This window comes from Pseudoalteromonas sp. SW0106-04, from assembly GCF_001293805.1.
Taxonomy (GTDB): Bacteria; Pseudomonadota; Gammaproteobacteria; order Enterobacterales; family Alteromonadaceae; genus Pseudoalteromonas; species Pseudoalteromonas ruthenica.
In genome coordinates this window covers 1-22,375 of sequence record NZ_BCAI01000001.1, presented here as the reverse complement: position 1 = coordinate 22,375, position 22,375 = coordinate 1, and the positions used below count along the sequence as shown (strand labels likewise).

Here is a 22,375-nt window from a genome sequence, read left to right as displayed (position 1 = left end):
TGCTAATTATCAGCCCAATTAATTGTTAAAATAGTGTTATGTGCTAGTCTGGCAAGAGTCTATGCATCCAATTAGGCTTACTAATCGTTAAGGGGATAACGTCGTGCAAAAAGAACATCATTTAGCTTGGTTGACAGCGGTGGCGCAAGGTGATCAACGCGCTTTTGAACACCTCTACAAAGACACCAGCGGTCTCATCAACGCTATTTGCCGTAAAATGTTGAATAGCCCAGCCTTAGCTGATGAAGCGCTGCAAGAGGCCTATGTGCGTATCTGGCACAATGCCAGCGATTATCAAACAGATAAGGGAGAAGTGCTCAGTTGGATGGTGAGCATTGCGCGATACCGCTGCTTAGACATGCTGCGTTATCAAAAGGTCCGCCAAGAGGAAGAGTATGAAGAAACTCATGGCAGTGAGCAACCCATCATGGCTGAAGAAAACTCACAGTTGGCGCACTGTATCGAGGCGCTTGCTCCAGAGCAACGTCATGCGATTCATTTAGCTTACTTTCGCGGCTTTAGCCATGGCGAAGTCGTTTCCCACTTGGGCGACCCACTTGGCACAGTTAAAAGCTGGATCCGTCGAGGGTTATCGCAATTAAAGAGGTGCTTAGGAATATGAACTATGACAACCACAACCTCATTGACCATTTAGCCGCCGAGTACGTGCTCGGAACGCTCAAGGGTCCCGCACGTAAACGCTTTGCGCGTTTATTGATGACCTCAGAGTATGCGCGCCATGCAACAAATCAGTGGGAGCAGCACCTCAACACACTCGGTACGCAGTTGCCCCATGATGCGCCCAATCCACAGGTATGGCAAAAGATTCAAGCTCGTATCAACAACACACAGAATGTCACCGCAATCAGCCACGGCAAATCAGTGACTAAAACATCAACGCCTTGGTTCTGGCCAACAATCAGCGCCGCCAGCCTTGCAGCCTGTGTATTGCTCACAATACTGCTGATGTTGCCTTCAGAGCCGGTGGACCAGCGCTTTGTCAGTGATCAGTTTGCGCTTGTAAAAGATCAGCAGCAACAACCACTTTGGCTTATTGATGCTACTGACAACGCTCTGCTGGTTAAAGCCAATGAGCAGCTAAAAGCAAGACAAGATAAAGACTACGAGCTATGGATGATTGTAAAAACTCAAGAAGCGCCAATTTCCTTAGGTTTGTTACCCAAATCAGGGCAGGCATCGCTCCCTATCCCCAAAGATTTCGCCGATGGCAATATCAACCTGCTCGCTGTCAGCTTAGAGCCACTCGGTGGCTCTCCCACTGGCACGCCCACCGAAGTGCTATATACGGCTGAGTTAGTCGACATTTAAAGCAAACCATTTTTTTAGGGCCCGTACGGGCCCTTTTTTATGCGCCTAATCAATTGAAAATATAGAGTTTTTAAAAAATTTTTAGCTTTTTAATTTTTTTTGCATCCAAAGTCCTTTTTGCCCCGTTACGGCCATGAACTCAGCAAAAAGGAGAATCCCATGCGGACTCATGCTAAACACTTATCACTTTCTATCGTCGCCGGTGCTCTCGGTATTCTTAGTGCCCTTCCCGCTCATGCCTCAAGTCATCGAGAAGCACCTAATATCGCGCGAATGCCTACGGTCGATTCCACCGACTTTTATGCCTTCAATAGTTACGAGGCACAACGGGGGGGCTATGTAACCGTTATTGCTAACTACATTCCGCTACAAGACCCCTATGGGGGCCCCAATTACTTCGCTATGCACCCAGATGCCAAATACGCCATTCACATCGACAATGATGGCGATGCCATCGAAGATTTAACCTATGTCTTCGATTTTAGTTCGGCACTCGCCGGTGGCGATGGCATTGCACTCAATGTGGGTCCTGAAGGCAATACGAAAAGTATCGCCGTCCCGCTAAAAAACGTGGGGCCAATCAGTGCCAGCGATCAAAGCGCAGCTAACTTCTCTGAAAGCTACACCCTAAGTGTCGTGCAAGGCCCAATGGCCTCAGGTACAGGCACCCCCGTGACTAACCCAATGACCAGCACAGAAAATTTTGCCAAGCCATTGGATTACATCGGTAATAAAACGTTTACCAGCCCTGCTGCCTATCAGCAATACAGTGACCAATTCGTCTATGAAGTGGCTCTACCTAATTGTGGCTCACCGGCAAAAGTGTTTGTTGGTCAACGCAAAGACCCCTTTGTCGTCAACCTTGGCAAAACCTTTGATTTGGTCAACTATGTGCCCGTGGAAGGCGATAGTGCACCTGGTGCCAACGACGGTGAAGGGTTCCCCGGTGGTATTACTCAGGACACCGCTAATGACGACTTAGCAACCAAAAACGTGACCGCTTTAGCGCTAGAACTACCTAAAGAATGTGTTACTGGTGAAGGCAACGGCACCATTGGTACATGGACTACAGCGTGGATGCCACAAGCGCGTATTCTTAATCCGCGAGCAAATTTTGCCAAGCCAGCGGTTAACGGCGGAGCATTAGTACAGGTTTCACGCCTTGGTAACCCTCTTGTTAATGAGCTGGTCATTGGCCTGAAAGATAAAGACACCTTCTCCAGTGCTCATCCAAAAGATGATGGTCAATTTGCTGACTATGTGACCCACCCTAGCTTGCCAGAGCTACTCAATATTCTTTTCAAAGATGCGGTTAATCAAACGCTAGGGACCAATATTGAAACCTTGGCGCCAACTAACTTTCCGCGTATCGATTTGGTTACTGCCTTCCTAACCGGATTTGAGGGCGTCAACCAGTTAGCAACCGTGACTCCTTCTGAGATGTTACGCCTAAACACTGCGATTACAGCCACACCACAAGAGCAGCAGTCTACCTTTGGTGTTGTTGGCGATGATTTAGCGGGTTTCCCCAATGGCCGTCGCCCTGGTGATGATGTTGTCGATATCGCCTTACGCGTCGTGATGGGCCGTTTATGTTACCCCATCCCCGTTGCCGGTAACGACACTGATTTAGGACTTTGCAGCTCTGACGATGCAAGCGTTGGTAATGTACCGTTCACCGATGGCGCGCCCATTAGTGCACAGGACACCAACGCACAATTTCCTTATTTAGCGACCCCGTTACCGGGTTCGCAGTAATAAAAGGTGATCATCATGCGTAACTTAATCCAATTAGCAGTTGCTGCCACCCTCGCACTGGCTCTCAGTGGTTGTGGCAGCGATAACGATGGCACAGACAAGAAGCAGCCTATGCCAAGCAATAGCGCACCCAGTGTCGCGGATGCAAGCTTTACGACGCAAGCTGACACCGAGTTGAGCGGACAACTGCAAGCGTCCGACGCTGATGGTGATACGTTAACGTTCACCTTAGATATGGCGCCGACTAATGGCACTGTCACCGTCAACGCTGATGGCAGTTTCAGCTATCAACCAATGCTTGAGTACACCGGCAGCGATAGCTTTAGTTTTACTGTCGACGATGGCAAAAACATGGCCGTTGCAGCGACAGCGCAAATAACTGTCGACGCTTTGCAGGTCAGCTTCTCAAGCTACAGCCGAGCGGCATTTACCGCTGCCAGTGACGCCATGCCGGCGCGTGTAAATGGCCGCATATTTAGCAACGATGTCGACACCACCGAGTTCTATCAAGACTTAGTCGACGCTAGTAATTAGGCAATACGGACCTGCCTTGTTAAACCTAGGCCATGGAAGGCCTTTTTTAAGGAGCTGTTATGAAACTCGCCACCCTTAGCTTTTTATTCGCAGCGACAGTGTCGGTGCCCTGCATTGCCCATTTGGAACATATACATGAACCTAAAAGCCAGGAAACACGCTTGAACGACCTGAGTTTCGATGAGTTAGTAGAGCATATAGCTGGCAATAAGTTTGTGACCCGCCAGCAATTTACCCATAAAGCACTGAGTAAAGAGTTAGCTAAGCGCACAAGCGATGACCGACCTATCAGTCATTTTTGGCACGCCAGCATGTTGCAACGTGCCCACCATTTTCAACCGGCTTTAAGTACACTTGAGCATTACCTAGCACTACGACCTGGCGATGCGAATGCGCTATTATTAAAAGCGAATATTGAAACCGTACTTGGCTCTTTTGATAAGGCGCTTGCGACCTGTTTATCACTGGCCGCTAAACACAGTGTTGATTTGGCCATGGTGTGCACCCTTGATGTCAAAATGCAAAGTGAACCACTGCAGCCAATTATTACTCGCCTTGCTCACTCGCCGCTGCGCGAGGGCGACTCTGAGCTTGCTTATTTTACGCAAGAGCTCTTTGCTACCGCGCTTTATTTTGATGGCCAATACCTGGCCGCAAAACAAGCACTCACCCCCATGATGGGCGCAAAGCTTAGTTCCAGCACTTGGCTACTTTTTGCCGATACACTTATGGCGCTGGGTCAAGCGCAGCAGTTTGTTGAGGAGTTTTCTCGCCTTAAGTTGAACATCGACGACATTCCCGATGCCATACTTGTGCGCCTAGCACATGCGGCTCCAAAACAGTGGCTCGCACGTGCGCAACAACGCATGGCTCACCGACTAGCGGATGATGCCAATAACTATGCCGATGCACTGGCCTATTATTTCTACCATGTCGTCGATGATCCCATCACTGCGCTGCACTGGGCCAAGCAACAAACCCATATCAGTGCATTGAAGGTCGACACAATGTTATATGAGCAAATTCAAAGCGAGCTGCGTGCGCAAACCATTAATTAAGCTTGAAGCGCCCGCTACTGGTTTGCAACTCATAGGCTAGACGTTGAAGTTCCTCGCTGGCCGCTTTAACCTGCTCAGCAGTAGCGACATTATCGTTGGCGGCATCATTAATGCGCGTCATACTTTTAGAGATATCTTGAGCGGTGTAGCTCTGCTCATTGGCGGCCGTGGCGATCACTTCAACATGGCCTGCCACTGTTTTCAACTGCTCTAGCGTTTGCTGCAGTGCTTGTGTGCTTTTGATAGATTTATCTGCTGTATCACTGGCGTATTGACTGCTTCGAGCCATCGACTCGCGAGCGTGCTTAGCATCCTTTTGTAGCATGCCAATCATCGACTCTATGTCTTTCGTAGAGCTCTGCGTTTTCTGTGCCAGTTGCCTCACTTCATCGGCTACCACGGCAAATCCACGACCCTGATCGCCAGCCCGCGCTGCTTCAATTGCGGCATTTAATGCCAACAAATTTGTTTGCTCAGCAATAGAGTTAATTACATCGAGCACCGACCCGATTTCTTGGCTACGTTCACTCAGGCTATTGATGGTATTCTCACCACGACCAATTTCTTCACATAACTGTTGCAAAGCACCCGAGGTTTGATTAATAGACTCATTGGTCTGTTGCGATGTGCCTTCTAAACCATGCGTTAAATCAGCAACGTTACGAGCACTTTTTGCCACTTCATCAATGGTGGCCGACATCTCTTGCATGGCTGTGGAAATACTAATGATATTTTCCATTTGTGTGCGATTATTCTCCAGCTCTTGTTCGGTACTGGCCGATGTTTGCTCAACTGTAGAGCCCAAGGTATCAACGGTATCGCTGAGCTGACCGACCAACTGCCGCAGATTGGAATTCATCGCTCGCATGGAGTTGTATACATTTTTGCCCTCGCCTCGTGCGCTTAGTTCGCAGCTTAAATCACCATGGGAGATACGCTCACTGATATCTTGCATTTCCTCAGGCTCGCCGCCAAGAGGGGTGATGATCATTCTTACCACCCACCACGTTGCCAGTAATATTGCCGCAATAACCAAGACCAGCAATACAGTCATACTGGATATCAGCTTATCAACACTACTGAATACCTCTTGTTGATCGATTTCTACCACCATCGCCCAACGCGTGTCGCCAATATCAAGGGGCTCATAAGAACTCAAAACTGGATTACCGTTATAATCGATGATCACTTCGGTGTTACTGCGACCAGCCAAGGCCTCAGTGACCGCTTTGGTTTTAATCCCATTATCAGCAATGGTACCGGCAAAGCTGGCTTTAACTGAACGTCCCTGAGCATCTAAGAACGAGTCTGAACGCATACGATAATCTTGACCAACTAAATAGCTCTCACCACTGCGCCCCATTCCCTCGCGCGTGTTCATGACCTCGTTGATAGCATCAATGGATAACTGCAACGCAAGCACCGCCTGAACTTCACCACCAGCAACAACGGGCGCACCGACAAACGCAGCGGGGGCGCCGCCGCTGGGTGTATAAGGCTGAAAATCGCTGAATGTGTATTCGCCTGTTTCCATCACTTGACGATACAGTTGGGCAAGCCCCGAGTCACGGTAAGGGCCACTGACGAGGTTGCTTTGATAATCCGCCTCTTTAGTGACCGAGTAGCTCACCACCCCTGTGTCATCAATAAGAAATAAATCGTAGTAGCCTCGGCGCTCAATGTAATCAGCGAAGCGGCTCTGGTTTTGGTGCGCACTTCTAACCCAGTCCGACTCACTCATGCGTGCTGACCAATCGTTGGCTGCACTGAGGGTATCCACTTCAATGCGCTCGAAGTACTGTTTAATTTGTAATTTTTTGATAGTTTCGATGGAGCGTGATTGGTTGTAGGCCTGCTCGCGCAGAGCCTCACTGCTGATGTAGCCACTGATCAAAGTGATAACCAGAGCTGGGATCAGTCCCACCAATAAAAAAGCGATAAGTAATCTAAATTTCAAAGGCATAACCGTTCTCCCTCACGCTGCAACTCCCTCAGTATAGTTAAAATAGGGACTGAGACTAATTACAACTAGGAAAAAACGCTTACACAGCATTACGCGATATGATTTATTGCCATACCTGCTATTGTTGCTACCAAAAGTATCAAAGATAAGCTGATGACAAAGTATGTACTAGTAATGGCACCCAGAGCTCGGTGCCATTTTAGTTTATAGTGCGAGATTACTGGGCTTTAGAGAAGCTTATAAGTAAGTTCTCAACGGCGCAGGCATTATTACTTATAGCGGTGTTGACCATGCGAGTCTGCTCGTCTGCATTTAGAGTAAAGTGCCAATACTGGCCATCGGCAAATTGCTGCGCTAGGGCTTTTTTAGTGTTGGTCATACACATTGCCTGAGTCAGGCTGCGAAGCTTAGCATCGTACATAATATCGTTGAACCGAATATCCGGTAACGCTTGGTTGGCAAGCTGAGGGCTACTGACTTGCTCGGTATTCTCAGCCAGCTGCCAGTGCCCATCGTTTAGTTTTAAGCGCACACCCGCAGGGTAAAAGCTGTAGCGAAAGGCATTTTCTGCCGTGGGAGTTATCTTTACCACACCTGCAGCACCGAGCACTGCAGCGCCGCTGCCTGAGGTCGATGACAGCGTGACCAGTGCCGTGGTCTCATCCACACCATAGCCATGATGTTGACCAATGTGTTGCACTAAAGTGTGCAGACGCACACTACGATTACGCTCACTAAAGTGGGTATCCAATACCCCGTAGGTAAAGCTTCCTAGTCCCCCTTCTTGCTCATACGTCACGCCACCACGTTGCTGCACTCGCGCTGAAGGAGCAGAATGGGGGCTGGCGCCCGCGTTAAGAGCGCCTATCGAATCACCGCTGGTGATCATAGCCACCGCGCCGTGCTCATTACTGCCGCCACTTTGTACCGCCGTCCCAGCACTGGTGCCAACAATAACAGGACGCGCCTTTAGCGCGGCTGTCCAAGGATAGGGGGCGCCATCGTCTGCAAAGAGTATCTTGCGCGTTAAGCTCTGATCGCCGCCATTAAACATCACCGCTGTCGCACTTTGGATTTTTTCCACTAAGCTAGCAACCCCGGATTCGCACAATGCATGCTCTTGGGCGATGCGCTCTGGGTAGATTCGTGAGCGCGCAAAACTGAGCGCTTTCGCGCGCAGAGCAGGTAAGGCCTCGCAGCGATTCTCGGTAATGGCCTGCGCCAACGCTGGCGTCAATGCCAACCACTGCGTTTCGACCCCATCAAATTGCAGTAGTTGCTCATAAAAGTCAGCGGACTCATAAGGGTCTCTGCTTGATGCGGTGATCGCCAATATCTTTGCAGGTTGCTTCTGTTGTTGCGCTGCCACCAGCGTGGCTTTTTCAATGAAGGCGACAATATCTTTGGCCGCCTGCGAACGAGTGCGAGTTTTATCTACATGCTCTACCAAACGCTGGCGTTTATCTCCTTGATAGACTTCGAGGTTATCGAGGATGAAGTAATAGAGCTCATCGGTGATTAACGCCACTTGCTCATCCACCGCATGCCATTTGTCGAGTAGCCCTTGCCGACTCATTTTTTGCTCACTGGTGATAGTTTTTAGCACTTTGATGATGCGCGCCTTTTGCGGTTGGTATTGCTCTGGCCAGTGTTTTTCTAGCCTATCGATAGCTTGTGCATCGAGCTGATAAAGGTTACTACGCTTGCCCTGCAAATTCATTTTACCAAGGCAATGCTTAGCACCTAGCGACGAACAAGTGTGCAAAGCGCCGCCAATCAATATGTGTGTCTGGGCATGTGCAAGTGGTAACACGAATAGAGAAATGAAAAACAAGACAGGGTAAAAGAGACGATTATGAGTCGAAAATGCGCGAATAGCGCCTAAATCCTTAATCATGGTCATAAGTTTCCAAGGCTGATTTAAATGTAAAACAATTGTTGCTTTAGCAATAATTGGGTGTTATAACGAAAAGGACTCAAAAATCGAGTACAAGCTAACCCGTTTAGTTTGCGTTGTCAAAAACCTATGAGGAATGCGAGAAAATGTTGAAAAAAGCCCCGGTGCTTGCTGCATATTTCTACTCGCCCCATTACCTGTCGGAGTGGTTTGACGAGTAGCCCACCCGTTGTCTTTACAACGCGGTGGTTAAGTACGTCTTAGCCATCTCACCCTAACTCTATCTACGAATAATAAAATTCTGTGCATGAAAGCGCGCACTCACTGAGCGTGTGCATGACGCGCACAGTAACATCGACAGGTGAAATATGTTTCGCAAGTTATCTTTAGCTGCGGCCGTGACTGCGGCTGTATGCCCTTCGCTATCGGCGGCTGAAAAGCCCCAAGCCCCTGCTGAGCAAAATATTGAGCGCATCGATGTCACCGGCTCCCGCTTAAAAGGCGTGGATTTGGAAGGTGCACAACCGCTTACTGTGTTGGACCAAGATGATATCGCTCGCTCCGGTGCCGATAGTATCCACGACCTACTGAAAGACATCTCCCAGCTACGTGGGGGGACTGGCACGTTTTCCACATCTCAAAGTGGCGGTACTTCCAACTCCACTCCTGCTGGGCAATCAGCAGCGAGCCTGCGCGGGATGGGCCCGTCCTCGACACTGACACTGGTTAATGGCCGACGCATTGCGCCGAGCTCATTTGCTGCGGGCACGGAAAACTTTGTTGACGTTAACGCAATTCCGCTCGCGGCCATTGAACGTATTGAAATTCTTGCCACCGGTGCCTCGGCCATTTACGGCGCAGACGCTGTTGCCGGCGTTATCAACTACATCCTTAAAGATGATTTTGAAGGGTTTGAAGTCAATGCCTCATACGGCGACAGTTTGGCACAAAGTGATGAAAGTAAAACGCAAATTAATTTGCTTTGGGGCACGCAACTTGGCAAAGGCAACCTCAGTGTATTCGCCGATTATTTTCACCGTAATGCCTTCAAAGCGACGGATCGCGACTACACCAAAGACCCTCTCCTAGTCAGTGGCTATTCTTATTTACCCAAGCTCGAGAACACGCCAAACATTTATTATTACTCGCAGCGAGATGGCTTAGAACTGCCTGCCCCTGGATGTAAAACCGAGTTAGTAGAGACCGAATATGGCGAGCAAATATGTGCCTACTACGGCAATGAGGACGACTACCTCGATAGCCCATTTGAGAGCCTCGCCACCGGATTTACCTTTACGCAAGCCGTTGGCGATCTTAATTGGAAAACAGATTTTTTCTACAGCCATACGCAATCAACAGCTTACTCTTCGCCAGCGCCTATCAATCAAATTGATGACAGCGAAGGCCCTTATGCCCTTGAGCAAAGCCTGTTTATTTTTGACCAAGCAGATGGCTCAAACCCGCTTTTAGAGCAGCTCTATATCGACCCCTTTGACACCGTAAATAATCGCCAAGTTTATGGTTTTGCCTTTGATGCCCGTTTTGGCGACCCGCGTACCATTGAAGTAGAGTCGGATAACATGCGCTTGGTGAGTGAACTTGAAGGAAGCCTCGGTGAGTGGTTTTGGCAAAGTGGTGTTACCCTGTCGCGCTCAAAGTCAGAGCAAGTTGCCATTGCTGGCGTCTATAATCGCTTCAAGTTTCACGCTGCATTAACCGGTGAGCTGTGCAGTGACGGACAAATTGCAAGCTACGATGGCACTACTTTAAACTGCGCAGGCGACGCGACATTACGCCCGTTTTATAACCCGTTTTTGCTCGGCGATAGCACCAATGATGCGACTTTGGCGTTAACACAACAACAACCCTCTCGCTCAGGTAAAAGCTCGGTTTATGCTTGGGATGCCAATATTAACGGTGAATTACTGCTGCTTGATGCGGGCGCAGTGAATGCAGCTTTTGGTGTTGAAGTTCGCCGCGAGGAGCTTGAAGACATCCCCTCTTTAGACTCACAAGCTCAGGCGCAAAATGACTATTTAGTGGATGTATTCGGTTTTGGCTCTAGCCTGGCCGAGGCCGACCGCACTCAGTGGGGCGCCTATGCAGAGTTCAATATTCCACTAAGCACAGAGCTTGAGCTGCAAGCCGCCGGGCGTTACGATCATTTCGATGATTTCGGCAGTACCTTTAACCCCAAGCTTGGTTTCACCTACCGCCCCACCGACACTATGGTGCTACGGGGCTCATGGTCTACCTCCTTCCGCGCTCCGTCATTGACTCAGGCTGGCGTAAAGCTGCGCACGACCACCTCAACCTTTGATTGTGGCGCCAACCAAGCGGTAGCCGATTTATATTGTATGGGCGATGGCACCGAAGTAACGGTCAATTCGCTTGAACTTGGCAACCCGGCATTAAAAGCGGAAGAGTCGCAGGCATTAAGCTTAGGTTTTGCATGGAGCCCAAGTGCCCAAACCAACCTCACCATTGATTACTGGCAGTTCAATCACGAAAAAGTCATCGATACCAATATGACGGCGGTACTCGACAGAGCACTAAGCGATGCAGCCCTACGTCATTGCAACCTGGTACCACAAGGGCAGCAAGGCATTGCCTACGATCAACAGCTGTGTGAGGTGACTGACGAACAAGGGCTCAACATTGAGCAACAGGGCGCTGATCTCTCTGAGATTCTTGACAATTATATTGCCGCTTTTGACCCCCGTGACAGTGAGTTATACCTGCCTTTATCTCGCGATCACGTGATCCCCTTAGAAAATACCGGCAGCCAAGATTTACAAGGCCTGGATATTAAATTTGATCATCGCTTTGCACTGGCCCAAGGAGATTTAACGCTGCGTTTTGACGCCACTCATTATCTCGAATATGAACGTAACCGCCCAGGCTCCGATGCCATTGAATCTTTAGTGGGTAGTTATCGTTACCCCGAGAATGTAGGCCGCGTCAGCTTAGCTTGGGATAGCGACAATTACTATATCGTTATAGGGGCCAACTATACTGACAGCTACAGCGACGATATCGATGGCCTGAGGGGTCGTGAAATTGACGAGTTGGAGGCGCTTGGCGCGCTCGATGCGCAAGGTGAGCGAGAGGTCGACTCATGGTTAGTATGGGATCTCTCTGCTGGCTATGAGCTGAGCAACGCACTCACCCTGCGCGTTAATATCGACAACCTCACAGATGAAGAGCCGCCCACAGCATATGGCTCTGCCCGAGGTTTTGATGCAATAAATCATAACGCCCTTGGCGCCACCTATCGTGTGGGCATGACCTACCGCTTTTAATGGTCAGCGCCCAAAACTTAATAAGGGGCCGTGCGCCCCTTTGTCCTTTTATAAGTGAAGACTCATGACTAATCACACGCGTTTTTCTTTGCCCAGTGCCAGCGTTATTTTGATGTCGGTGGCCTTACTTGCCTATGCCAGTACCTGGTTTGTGCAACCTGGCTGGTTTGCTATGGACGCTCAGCAAACTACGGTCAGCTTGGCGCAATTTCAACAACAACAAACGCAGCTGCAATTGCCGTTATTTGCAAGTAACGGCGAAGTCGGCTTTGTGAATGTACTATTCGAAGGGCTCGTTGCTGGTGATAAATTTGGCGCTACCATTGGCGTCATGGCATTTATTCTTATTACCGGCGGGGCGTTTTCGGTTCTGATGCACACCGGCGCTATAAACCGCGCTGTTTTAGCACTGATCGGCCGCACCCAAAAGCTACAATGGCTATTTATTCCTGTGCTGTTTACATTATTTTCTCTTGGCGGCGCCATATTTGGCATGGGTGAAGAGGCAATCGCCTTTTGCGTCGTGCTGCTGCCAATTATGAAGCAGCTGGGCTACAACGCTCAAACCACAGTGTTAGTGACTTATGTGGCAACACAAATCGGGTTTGCGAGCTCATGGATGAACCCATTTAGTATCGCCATTGCTCAGTCTATTGCTGAACTCGGCGTGTTCTCCGGTGCCCCCTTGCGGATGTTCGCTTGGGGGTGTTTTACACTGCTGGGCATGACCTACACCTATCGCTATGCAAAACACAGTCGCGCATTACCCGCTGAACCTGCGCCGAGCACAAGTTATGCGCCTCTTTGTCGAGCTGATAAAACGCTATTATTGCTGTTTGTCGGTGTCATTGCCTGGGTAGTTTGGGGAGTGACCTTGCACCAGTATTACATTCCGCAACTTGCTGGCCAATTTTTTACTTTGGCGGTGTTAAGCGCCATTGTTGCCAAGTTCATGTATCGCACCTCGTTTTCGCGCAGTGCAGAGATGTTCACCCAAGGAGCACAAGAGCTGCTACCGGCCGCCTTATTGGTCGCCTTAGCCAAAGGTATCGTGCTCTTACTCGGTGGCAATGAGCTCAGTGAGCCTTCGGTGTTAAACACGCTTTTGTATTACAGCGCCACCCTCCTACACGGCATGCCCGAAGCGCTGGCAGCATGGAGTATGTTGGTGTTTCAAAGCTTATTTAACTTTTTTGTCTCCTCAGGTTCGGGGCAAGCTGCGATCACCATGCCGATTATGGCCCCTTTGGGCGACTTGCTTAATGTTGGTCGGCAAACCGTGGTACTCGCCTTCCAGCTCGGTGACGGCCTGACCAATATCATTATCCCCACCTCAGCAAGCCTGATTGGTTGTTTGGGCGTGGTGAAGTTAGAGTGGGGCCAATGGTTTCTATTTATTTGGCGCCTGCAGCTTGCGCTATTTGCCCTCGCCAGCGCTTTTGTTATCGGCGCTCAATTTATGCAATACAGTTAAGTCATTATGATCACACTTATTAACAACGTTACTACTTACAACCCCGACCCTATGGGGCAACAAACTATCGCCCTGGGCGGCGAGTATATTCTCGGTATAGACCCTGATCTCACGTTCACCAGCTCCCTGAAGCAAACAGTCATAGATGGCAGCACGCTGATTGCCGTGCCCGGCTTTGTTGATTCATTAGTGCATATTTGTGGCGGTGGCGGTGAAGACGGTTTCGCCAGTCGCACGCCGGAGATGATGCTAAGTGATGCGATAACCGCCGGGATCACCACGGTTGTTGGCGCCCTTGGCACTGATTCAATCGGCCGCACACACAGTAATTTACTGGCTAAGGCTAAAGGACTCAAAGAAGAAGGGCTCAATGCCTTTTGCTATACCGGTGCGTATCATCTGCCAGCGCCCTCGCTCACCGGCAGTATTGAAAAAGACATTATGTTCATTGATGAAGTCATCGGTGTCGGTGAAGTCGCTATTAGCGATCATCGCGGCTCTCAGCTGAATGCGAAGCAGCTTAGTGAGCTGGCAGCACATGCTCGGGTTGCAGGTATGCTAAGTAATAAGCGCGGCACGATTAGTATTCATGTCGGCCCCAGTGACAGTCATTTAGCGCTCCTGCATGAGGTGGCTGCCCACTATGATGTGCCATTAAACCGCTTCTATCCTACCCATATGAACCGCAACCAGCAGCTGCTTGACGCCGGTATCGCCTTTGCCAATGCCGGTGGCTGGATAGATTTCACCACCAGCACCACCGACTATGACTTAGCACATGGCGAAGTCAGTGCGGCGCGCGCTTTGGCACAATGCTTAGCCAAGGGTGTTGAAAAAACCCGTTTAACGATGAGTTCTGATGGCCACGCTAGCTTGCCAGTGTTTGATGAGAACAACCATTTGGTGGGTCTTGAGGTCGGGCATGAGCGCTCGTTATTACTGGCATTTATTGAAGCAGTCAAAGAGCATAAGGTGGCGTTTGCCGATGCATTACGAGCGATAACCAGCAACCCTGCGAACGTACTGGGAATACAAAAAGGTACGCTGGCAGCGGGGGCGTGTGCTGATTTAGTGTTGCTTGATAGCACTTCACTGTTGCCACGGTGGGTGTTCGTGCGCGGTCAATGCATGATGGCCGATGGTGAGCTGATACGCAAAGGCCGTTTTGAATAGCCAAAGAAGCGCTTATCAACAATGAAAAAAGCGCCGAAAGGCGCTTTTTTTGGTCACTGGTAGAAGTGGAGCCTTACTTGTTCATTGCTTGAAGCAAGAACGCTGAGATTTTAGCCCCTTCGCGCAAGGTCGTCTCTGAGCTGCTTTTGCCTTCCAATGAACTGTCGGTGAAAGGAGCGATTTCCATCATGTCGGCACCCGTTATTGGGAACTCATCAGCCAGTGCGCCAAGAATAGTGAGTGCTTGTTGTGGATTCAAACCGTCTTCTTCGGGTGTGCCGGTGGCCGAGGCAAACTCAGCGTCCAAAGCGTCAATATCAAAGCTTACATACAGCTCGTCAACACCATCATTGCGCAGTTGCTGAAGTACTTCGGCAATAACGGCTTCACAACCACGCTCATTGATTTCGTGGGCCCAGTGTTGCTTCACACCAAAGGTAGACTCCCAATGCTCTTTCGGCTTACCGCTTGAGCGAATACCAAACTGGATTAAATGCGCAGGGCTCGGCAAGAATTCTAGAATATGCGTACACCAAGAGCCAAAGCATAAGTCAATGCCCAAACGCTCCACGAGCAAATCGGTGTGCGCATCAAAATGGATGATAGCCACTTTCTTGCCCTGCTCGCGCTTGGCTTTAAGATACGCTTTCGTCAGCGGGTAACTGATTGAATGGTCACCACCGATACCAAAAATGCCTTTTTCGGGGAAGTTTGCATAAAAATCAGTGCATACATCTTCGGTGATGGATAGCGGGCTAACATGGTAGTCGCTCTGCTCGTTTGCGTACAAGGCTTTTTGACAGTTGCTGATAGTGCCTTCGTTGAGGTACTTATCATGTAATAAGTGTGGGATCACACGAACATCACCGATATCGAACGCTTTCGCTTGCGGTTGCTGTTCAATTAATGTACTACGAAGGAATAACGGGCCCCAGTTCGCACCACGTAAAATACCGCCACCACAATCAGAGCTGATCCCCAGCATAACTGCTTTGTGCTCGCTAGTGGGTAAATCTTGAAGGGATGATTTCCACAGTGGTTCAATGTTTTCAGTTTGACCGTAGAGCTTGTGATGCAGGGCCGCTTTGCGCTCTTTGGCGGTGTTAACAGTAAATACACCATTACCTGGCGGGCACAAGCAGTGCTCAACTTTTTCTTGAAAATCTTGCCACTTAGCAGTCATGCTCTCTCCTCAATAGTTATGCAATTATATGGTGCATGCAGAAAAATCGTGTTGCTGTATGTTGTTATCTTATTCTGTGTAATCTGTACCTCGACACCAAGTCACCTGCAAAACATAACATTATGTTTTTTAAAGGCTTATTTAGCATCCATATACACCTTAGCACCCAAGGTAAACGATTAATATACAAGCTGAGTGAAGAAGTCAAACTGACGTGGAGGGGCCGCAAGCAAAGGCGTGACTGGCTATGCATAAAAGCTGCATAAGCCAGCCAGAAAGTTACTCGTAGCTACGCGGACGCTTAGTTTTAATAATAGCGATATAGCCGTGCCAACTGGCGTAACTGAGCAGAGGCATAATGACTATAAAGCCCGCAGTACCGGTGATAAAGCCAAGCAAAACCAAAGAGACAATACAGGCACACCACACCACCATTGCCCCCACATTGTTTCGCACTGCGTTCATCGAGCTCACCACCGCAGTCATAATATCAACGCGACGTTCCATCATAATTTGCGGAGTAAAGGCAGAGATGGCGAATACACTTACCAGCAGCACGCCGCCAATAATAGAGCCTAAGGTTAGAAACGCGCTCAGCTCTTCCAATGTTGGGTTAACGGTGTTGGGATAAAGCGCATGCACCAAAGCGGCCAAGCGCATCCACACTATCATAACCACCATTAAGAGTACGGCAAAGCCCCACTCCCCTGCGGGGTTACGAAACATTGATTTGAGGCTATGGCGAAATGTTGGGGTGTGCCCTTTTTCCAACTCCCACGCCACATCGTAGAGGCCGGCCGCAAAGGCTGGTCCAACGAGGGCAAAGGCGACAGCAGCAGGCAAAATGACCAAATGCGACTGACTAGAATAAACAAAAAACAACAGCGCAGCGGGGATAGCGGTGAACACTAAACCATAGACTAAGCTCAACAGCGGTGCCCGAGCCATATCTTTAAACGCTAACGCTAACCAATGTAAAGGAGCAAAGACGCTCACCTTGTTACACTCGAAGCAACGAGCAAATTCACTGCGGCTCGAAGCACTAGAAGAAAGCCCCATAATTTATCTCCTATGATACATTCAATTAACATCTAGTTGAGATCTACTCAGTTCGCAAGCTAGGGGATCACTTGTATCGGACATTTGTCCTTATTGGCATGGACCGCAACACCGCAGCATGGCACCTTTAAAGGCACTATTATGCGTAAGATAAATCAGAGGCTTACATGAAAAAAATGTTTCACCTTGGCATCACTAAAGAAGACATTGCAGGGGCAACCTTGGCTATTATCCCCGGCGCTCCTGAGCGTGCAGGCGTTATTGCAGAGCAGCTTGAGCAATCGCGCTGTCTTGCCAAGCATCGCGAATTTCACGTTTATTTAGGTCAGTTAGCGGGTCAATCTGTGGTGGTGTGTTCAACCGGTATTGGTGGACCTTCTACGTCCATCGCCGTTGAGGAACTCGCGCAGCTAGGCGTAGATACCTTTTTACGAGTGGGGACCACAGGAGCCATTCAGCCGCACATAGCCGTGGGAGATTTATTAATCACCCAAGCCTCGGTGCGTTTAGATGGAGCGTCGCACCACTTTGCGCCAGCCAACTACCCCGCAGTGGCCAACTTTGAAGCCACCGCCGCCCTAGTGAAAGCATGTCAGGATAGCGATATCACTCATCACGTTGGCATTACCGCATCCAGTGATACCTTTTACCCTGGGCAAGAGCGTTATGACACCCACAGTGGTTATGTTCCCACCCACCTTCAAGGGTCCATGCAGCAGTGGCAAGCGCTTAACGTGATGAATTATGAAATGGAGTCTGCCACCTTACTGACCATGTGCAGCGCATTAGGGCTGCGCTCAGCGTGCATCGCCGGAGTATTAGTCAACCGCTGTGAAAACGAGATACCCGACGTGGATATCTCGGCTGTTGAACAAAGTGCGATAGATCAGGTTATTGCGGGAGCACAGCTGCTGCTTAGTAATTCGTAATTAAATTGCGCGTGCGGAGCAAGTTGAGCTAACACTGTTTTGCTTGCTCCAAGGTGTGATTTGCCCGCCTGCTGCTCCAATAAAGTCACCGCTGTAATAGCGCTAAAATCGACTTCTTGATTGGCCAACACAATTTGGCTTAGCGCCGCTTGCATGGGTGAAAAGCTAGGATTAAACGCGGCATTCTCCATATAACGGCCAAAATAACTCGCGCCTTCATATTCAATGGCTACCGCCGCTTTCCCACCACTGTAAGGGGCATAGCTTTGCGCAAAATGGTGGTGTAATGAGCGGCTCTCATCATGATGGCTAGCAGCATTACCCAGCAAGGGCTGCTCTACCCCCAAATCAACTGGACCAAAGGCTTGAGGCAACAACTCGTTCAAGGTCGTTGACTTATCACCTATGGTTATAGCGATGTTCTTCGCACCTTTGAACTCATTAATAAATTGACGGCAATGCCCGCATGGTGCGGCGCTGATATAGATGTGCTCAATCTCTGTTGCGCCGTGTAGCCAGGCATTATGCAATGCGCACTGCTCTGCATGGGTGGATACCTCTAACCCCAAGCCTGCTAGCTCAACATTTACACCGACTGCATAAAACACGTCACCTTGGCTATTTTTTGCCTTAACAAGCGCGGCGACATGAAATGACGAAATGGGCGCCACCGCCCATGTTTGGGTTTGCGCTAGCAGCCAATTGATGGTGTCTTTAAAAGAGGAGCCCAGCGCCTGCTGAAGTTCTTTGAATTGCTGCTCAGAGGCGATACCGCCTTGGCGTTTTAGTTCTGCGAGTAACCCTGTAACCTGCATGTTCAGGCCTGTTGTTATTTTTTGGGCTTGGGATACTAACCTAGCACGAAAGTGGGCGCAACCAATTACGTGCCTGCTCCTGGCAATCAAAGTTTTTCACCCTGACCCCAAGCTCTCGTACTTTTTGCGTCACCAGTTCATGCATAAAACCCTGATAACTAACCACCCGAGCGATAATAAACTGGCCGAGCAATGGCGCTAGCTTGTTGCACACATCAATGAACTCATCCTTAGCATAAGCATGTTCAAATTCGCGTACATCAATTAACACCGCTTTCGCATTGTAACTATTGGCGAATTCAATAATGGCGTTGGCGTTATTTAACACATCAATTGATTGCGCTTTACCGCGCATGGTTGCGCAGACAATATTTTCTTCAGCGCAATAACTTAAACTCGCAAAAACAGAGTTGGCCATGTCGTTCTCTCTAATAAATACAGATACAACAAAGGCACAAGTTCGTTTGCACTAGGGGGGCAAAAGTGGAAGCGGCTCAGCCATCATAGCCAATGTATTGACCTTAGACCTGGAGCTTTGCGTGGAAACTCTTTCGAGCACCGTGCCTTTATTCTGAGCAGGCCTTAATACGTAAATTAGAGCTTTTATTCAACTAAGCTGAATAATTACCACTCTACGCTGTGATCCGCTTTGACCCCGTTATTATCGCTAACACCGAAATTCGTTTTACTGTTTGCAGACGCCTCAACTTTTCCTCACAGCGGCCTATCATCCATACAACCAATTAGATCCAGGCTTAATAAAATGATGAATAGACGTTTCATGCTTTCCTAGGTAGGTGATGCTTTGCTATGGAGTACATTAAGCTTGGCTAAAAATAGCAACGAAAGAGTGCAAGCTAGGCTTTATACGTCTCATACATAATTGATTTATGTTAGGTAACTTTCAACGTAACCACCCAATCTGCCCATGAAATGCTTCGACCAGGGAATGCAACTTTTGAAAATGGCCAATCTTTTTTTAGCCAATCAAAGACCGTGTGGTAAAGCGCTATGTCTAAAGCAATAGCATCGTCTCTAACCCACAAATATACTTCACAATCATACTTGGGTGACTGGCTAGGGTCTATGTAAACAGAACCGAGGCATGTATCGTTTGAGTTATTGAACACTGAATAAGCAAACGCTACTCGCGATTCAAACTCTCGTTTATGAACCTTCAGGCTTTCATTATTCTCTTCGAGAGTCATCGATGGCTTAGGCCACTCTGGCCCGAAAACCCCTTGCAGCCTTTGCTGACTGGACATCACAGCGTCAAAGTCTAATTCAGCAACCGCCTCTTCAAGCACTCTAAAATGAAAAGATTCAGTGTCAAAACGCTTAGGCGCCTCGAAATTATCAGGAATAAAGGGCTCAAACATACTTAGAACAATTCATGGCTTTTTTTTAAGCCGCATTAAGGGGAGCCGGCACGCAATAAAAAAGCTGTCACACAGCGCCATAAACACTATTTTGGCTCTGGTAATACTGGCGGAGTACTATCCATATAGGTTAAGAAGTGTGCCCAAACCTCATGTGTCCTTTGCCTAGTTAGCTTAGTTTCACATGAAATAGCCATAACATCACGAATTGTACCTTCACGCCATTTTGTGTAGATAGAGCCACAATGGGAATCAACATAGATTTGCCAGTCATTTTGAGCAACTTTTATAGCTTCAACTAACTCAGAATCATAAGAATTGTGATCAATACTTGCGTCCAGATACTTCGATAACTCTGCTTTTGCTGAGTTCAGTTCAATTATCGCGCAATCATTAATTTGCCGGGTGCTAACCGCATTATCACAATCGTAAACTGCTTCCTCAACCATAGCGGTAGCTGTGAATGCAAAAGCAGGTAGAGCCAATAACATACGTTTTTTCATAATATTCCTCGAAAGCACATAACACCTGCATAAGGGGCTGATAATAGTGCGCTAAGGTGTGAAGTGAAGCGGAATCGAGCAAGCTGTTACGAGACCAACTTTAAAGCCCTTATTAGGCATTTTAACTATAAACAAACTACGCACCAACCAAAAACGGTACATGGTTTAATTTTATGATGTTCATCTAGTTCATATTTGATTTTGAACTGCAAGCATCAATAAAATCTTGAGGTTCAATAACTATAATTTGCCTATTCTTTCCAACTTTTTTTTCTATCGCTTTACGGTCAAAAACAATGGTACAACCTGCATAATTTGTCGCCTCAATCGTAGATAAATCTTTATCTATCTTGTCAGTGAACAGTGATGATTGTTCATATTCCCATATACGATTTTCATTCGCTTTAATTGGTTTCATTTCCAAAAAATGAGTGCCGTACTCGTTAACGAAAGTAAGCTTTACCGTAATAACGTCGTTGGTTTCGTTTATAATGTTTCCCCAGTAAATATTTGAACAGGCACTAAGTAGGATAGTTGTCAGTATTATAAGTAAATATTTATAGGTTTTTATTAGTCTTTCCATAGGATTTCAGAACTCCATATTCAGCGTTCTATATCTATTTCCATGGCAATTGAATCATTGGCTCTTTGAAATTTATCTTCTTTTTGCTTGTTCTGATCATAATATTTCATTCAATCAAGGTTGCCACTCGTAGGATACCCAAGTGTAGATGATTTTAAGGAGCTACAACGCTTCATTATGATGCGCGACGAAGTCGTGTCACGGCGAAGCAGCATAAACGTCTTGTTATGCACCATTTTTTAAAACAACCACGCGTATAAATCGTAAATCCATCTACCAATATTGGGTAAGAGCAGACCTACCACTACACCCCACCTAAAGCCTTTCGAGACTCGGTGCTTGATTTTTCTTTCTGCTATTTCATTCTCAATTTCATTCACTATCTCTTCAACAGAGCAATTTTCAACGATGTCCCTATTCAGTTTAAATTTGTGATTTTCAATTGGTAGGAAGTATGATTTGTTTTCTTTTATAAAAGTTCGCAAAGATTCTTGACTAATACCTGTGCGCAAAGATAGCGAAATCAAGCCACTGCCGCTTTCGCCACTAGCGTCTAGTGCCTCGATAATTGTCCTTGCGTTCTCTGACACTTTAAAAACCGCTCCCTCTAAAAACCCCGGCTAGTGCTGGTCTTACCCACTAAAAATGGACATCCATGTTAAGCGTATTCTGCCTCGCATTCATATGGGCTGACATAGCCCGGTGTTGAAAGCTGACGTACGCGATTATAAAAAATTTCAATGTATTCTAAGATACAAGATTTGATTTCCTGAAGCGAGTTGAATTTCTCGCCGTATAGGAGTTCGACTCTCATACGGCTGAAAAACGATTCCATCACCGCATTATCCCAGCAATTGCTCTTTCGGCTCATGCTGATTATCGCACCTGATGAACGCACTAAATCCTGATAAGCCACCGCACGGTACTGCACGCCTCTATCTGAGTGAAGCATCAAACCTGGTTTAACCTCCCTGCGGGCCAGTGCCATGTTGAAAGCATCTGAAATCAGCTTGACCGTCATCGACGTGTCTAATGCCCAACCGACAATCGCCCTTGAGAACAGGTCCATCACAGCGGCCAAGTAAAGCCACTGGCCGCGAACACGGATATAAGTGATATCTGATACCCATTTCCTGTTGGCACGCTCTGTGATGAACTCCTGGGCAAGCACATTCCCTTCTATATTCGAGTTTGAATAGCTGCTGCGACTGTAACGGAACGCTTTGCCATTTCTTGCCTTGAGAGCCAGCTCTTGCATGATTTTAGCGACCGTATTGAGGCTACATCGAACACCGCTGGCATTGAGTTCATAGGTTAGTCTGGGCGCGCCGTAGCGTGCCTTAAAGACCTCATAAGCCTCTTTCACATGATGGGCCAACTCAGCATGTCTCTGTGCTTTATCGCTCGGCTTTCGGTTCAAGTAACGATAAAAGCCA

The 22,375-nt window shown here is 48.1% G+C and carries 20 protein-coding genes and 1 riboswitch; of the genes, 9 read left to right on the top strand and 11 right to left on the bottom strand.

The genetic code is table 11. The annotated features are described in order from the left end of the window. The first annotated feature begins 103 nt into the window (after nt 1-103). The 5 genes from W04_RS00100 to W04_RS00080 all read left to right on the top strand — a co-directional run bounded on the left by W04_RS00100 (nt 104) and on the right by W04_RS00080 (nt 4,679). Nucleotides 104-622 carry an RNA polymerase sigma factor gene (locus tag W04_RS00100; protein WP_022945212.1) on the top strand — a complete coding sequence of 173 codons (519 nt, stop codon included), beginning with the start codon at nt 104-106 and terminating at the stop codon, nt 620-622. Next, nucleotides 619-1,329, top strand: coding sequence for an anti-sigma factor domain-containing protein (locus W04_RS00095; RefSeq protein WP_053909313.1), 711 nt, complete (start codon nt 619-621; stop codon nt 1,327-1,329). Before W04_RS00100 ends, W04_RS00095 begins: the two co-directional genes overlap by 4 nt. Nucleotides 1,330-1,488: 159 nt before the next feature. Further along, nucleotides 1,489-3,087, top strand: a complete 1,599-nt coding sequence (locus W04_RS00090) for a DUF4331 domain-containing protein (protein WP_053909312.1) — start codon at nt 1,489-1,491, stop codon at nt 3,085-3,087. Between the two features lie 15 nt (nt 3,088-3,102). Beyond that, on the top strand, nt 3,103-3,621 hold the full coding sequence (locus W04_RS00085) for an Ig-like domain-containing protein (protein WP_053909311.1): 519 nt from the start codon (nt 3,103-3,105) through the stop codon (nt 3,619-3,621). 59 nt (nt 3,622-3,680) lie between these two features. Beyond that, the gene (locus W04_RS00080; RefSeq protein ID WP_053909310.1) at nt 3,681-4,679 is read left to right on the top strand and encodes a hypothetical protein; all 999 of its coding nucleotides are present in this window, start codon (nt 3,681-3,683) and stop codon (nt 4,677-4,679) included. On the opposite strand, the gene W04_RS00075 is transcribed toward W04_RS00080, so the two are convergent. Together W04_RS00075 and W04_RS00070 are read right to left on the bottom strand one after the other, a co-directional pair. Further along, entirely contained in the window at nt 4,672-6,642 is a 1,971-nt protein-coding gene (locus tag W04_RS00075) for a methyl-accepting chemotaxis protein (protein WP_053909309.1), read from the bottom strand. The genes W04_RS00080 and W04_RS00075 overlap by 8 nt on opposite strands. A 217-nt stretch (nt 6,643-6,859) precedes the next feature. Next, entirely contained in the window at nt 6,860-8,545 is a 1,686-nt protein-coding gene (locus tag W04_RS00070) for a cyanophycinase (protein WP_053909308.1), read from the bottom strand. Between the two features lie 362 nt (nt 8,546-8,907). Here W04_RS00070 and W04_RS00065 point away from each other — a divergent pair, with 362 nt between their 5' ends. From W04_RS00065 to iadA, 3 genes are all read left to right on the top strand, one after another. Then, nucleotides 8,908-11,841 carry a TonB-dependent receptor domain-containing protein gene (locus tag W04_RS00065; protein WP_053909307.1) on the top strand — a complete coding sequence of 978 codons (2,934 nt, stop codon included), beginning with the start codon at nt 8,908-8,910 and terminating at the stop codon, nt 11,839-11,841. A 64-nt stretch (nt 11,842-11,905) separates the two neighbouring features. After that, nucleotides 11,906-13,315, top strand: coding sequence for a putative basic amino acid antiporter YfcC (yfcC, locus tag W04_RS00060; protein WP_053909306.1), 1,410 nt, complete (start codon nt 11,906-11,908; stop codon nt 13,313-13,315). A 6-nt stretch (nt 13,316-13,321) separates the two neighbouring features. Continuing rightward, on the top strand, nt 13,322-14,488 hold the full coding sequence (gene iadA / locus W04_RS00055) for a beta-aspartyl-peptidase (RefSeq protein WP_053909305.1): 1,167 nt from the start codon (nt 13,322-13,324) through the stop codon (nt 14,486-14,488). Between the two features lie 73 nt (nt 14,489-14,561). Here the strand turns inward: iadA and W04_RS00050 are convergent, their stop codons facing one another. Then, nucleotides 14,562-15,671 carry an arginase family protein gene (locus W04_RS00050; RefSeq protein WP_053909304.1) on the bottom strand — a complete coding sequence of 370 codons (1,110 nt, stop codon included), beginning with the start codon at nt 15,669-15,671 and terminating at the stop codon, nt 14,562-14,564. A gap of 279 nt (nt 15,672-15,950) precedes the next feature. After that, entirely contained in the window at nt 15,951-16,730 is a 780-nt protein-coding gene (locus W04_RS00045) for a DUF2189 domain-containing protein (protein ID WP_022944402.1), read from the bottom strand. Nucleotides 16,731-16,897: 167 nt separating this feature from the next. Here W04_RS00045 and udp point away from each other — a divergent pair, with 167 nt between their 5' ends. Then, nucleotides 16,898-17,659, top strand: coding sequence for a uridine phosphorylase (udp, locus tag W04_RS00040; RefSeq protein WP_053909303.1), 762 nt, complete (start codon nt 16,898-16,900; stop codon nt 17,657-17,659). Here udp and cdd read toward each other — a convergent pair. The 7 genes from cdd to W04_RS00005 form a co-directional block, all read right to left on the bottom strand. Continuing rightward, a complete protein-coding gene (cdd, locus tag W04_RS00035) occupies nt 17,617-18,474 on the bottom strand; it encodes a cytidine deaminase (protein WP_053909302.1) in 858 nt (285 codons plus the stop codon). The genes udp and cdd overlap by 43 nt on opposite strands. Before the next feature lie 40 nt (nt 18,475-18,514). Continuing rightward, nucleotides 18,515-18,892 carry a hypothetical protein gene (locus W04_RS00030; protein ID WP_053909301.1) on the bottom strand — a complete coding sequence of 126 codons (378 nt, stop codon included), beginning with the start codon at nt 18,890-18,892 and terminating at the stop codon, nt 18,515-18,517. 67 nt (nt 18,893-18,959) lie between these two features. Next, nucleotides 18,960-19,049: riboswitch (cyclic di-GMP riboswitch) on the bottom strand. A gap of 318 nt (nt 19,050-19,367) precedes the next feature. After that, on the bottom strand, nt 19,368-19,853 hold the full coding sequence (locus W04_RS00025; protein ID WP_053909300.1) for a hypothetical protein: 486 nt from the start codon (nt 19,851-19,853) through the stop codon (nt 19,368-19,370). An 86-nt stretch (nt 19,854-19,939) separates the two neighbouring features. Beyond that, the gene (locus W04_RS00020) at nt 19,940-20,356 is read right to left on the bottom strand and encodes a lysozyme inhibitor LprI family protein (RefSeq protein ID WP_022944407.1); all 417 of its coding nucleotides are present in this window, start codon (nt 20,354-20,356) and stop codon (nt 19,940-19,942) included. 184 nt (nt 20,357-20,540) lie between these two features. Further along, entirely contained in the window at nt 20,541-20,939 is a 399-nt protein-coding gene (locus W04_RS00015; RefSeq protein ID WP_053909299.1) for a hypothetical protein, read from the bottom strand. A gap of 239 nt (nt 20,940-21,178) precedes the next feature. Continuing rightward, entirely contained in the window at nt 21,179-21,529 is a 351-nt protein-coding gene (locus W04_RS00010; protein WP_053909298.1) for a hypothetical protein, read from the bottom strand. A 68-nt stretch (nt 21,530-21,597) separates the two neighbouring features. Next, the coding region (locus W04_RS00005; protein WP_157576166.1) for an IS3 family transposase at nt 21,598-22,375 on the bottom strand (778 nt) is incomplete at its 5' end.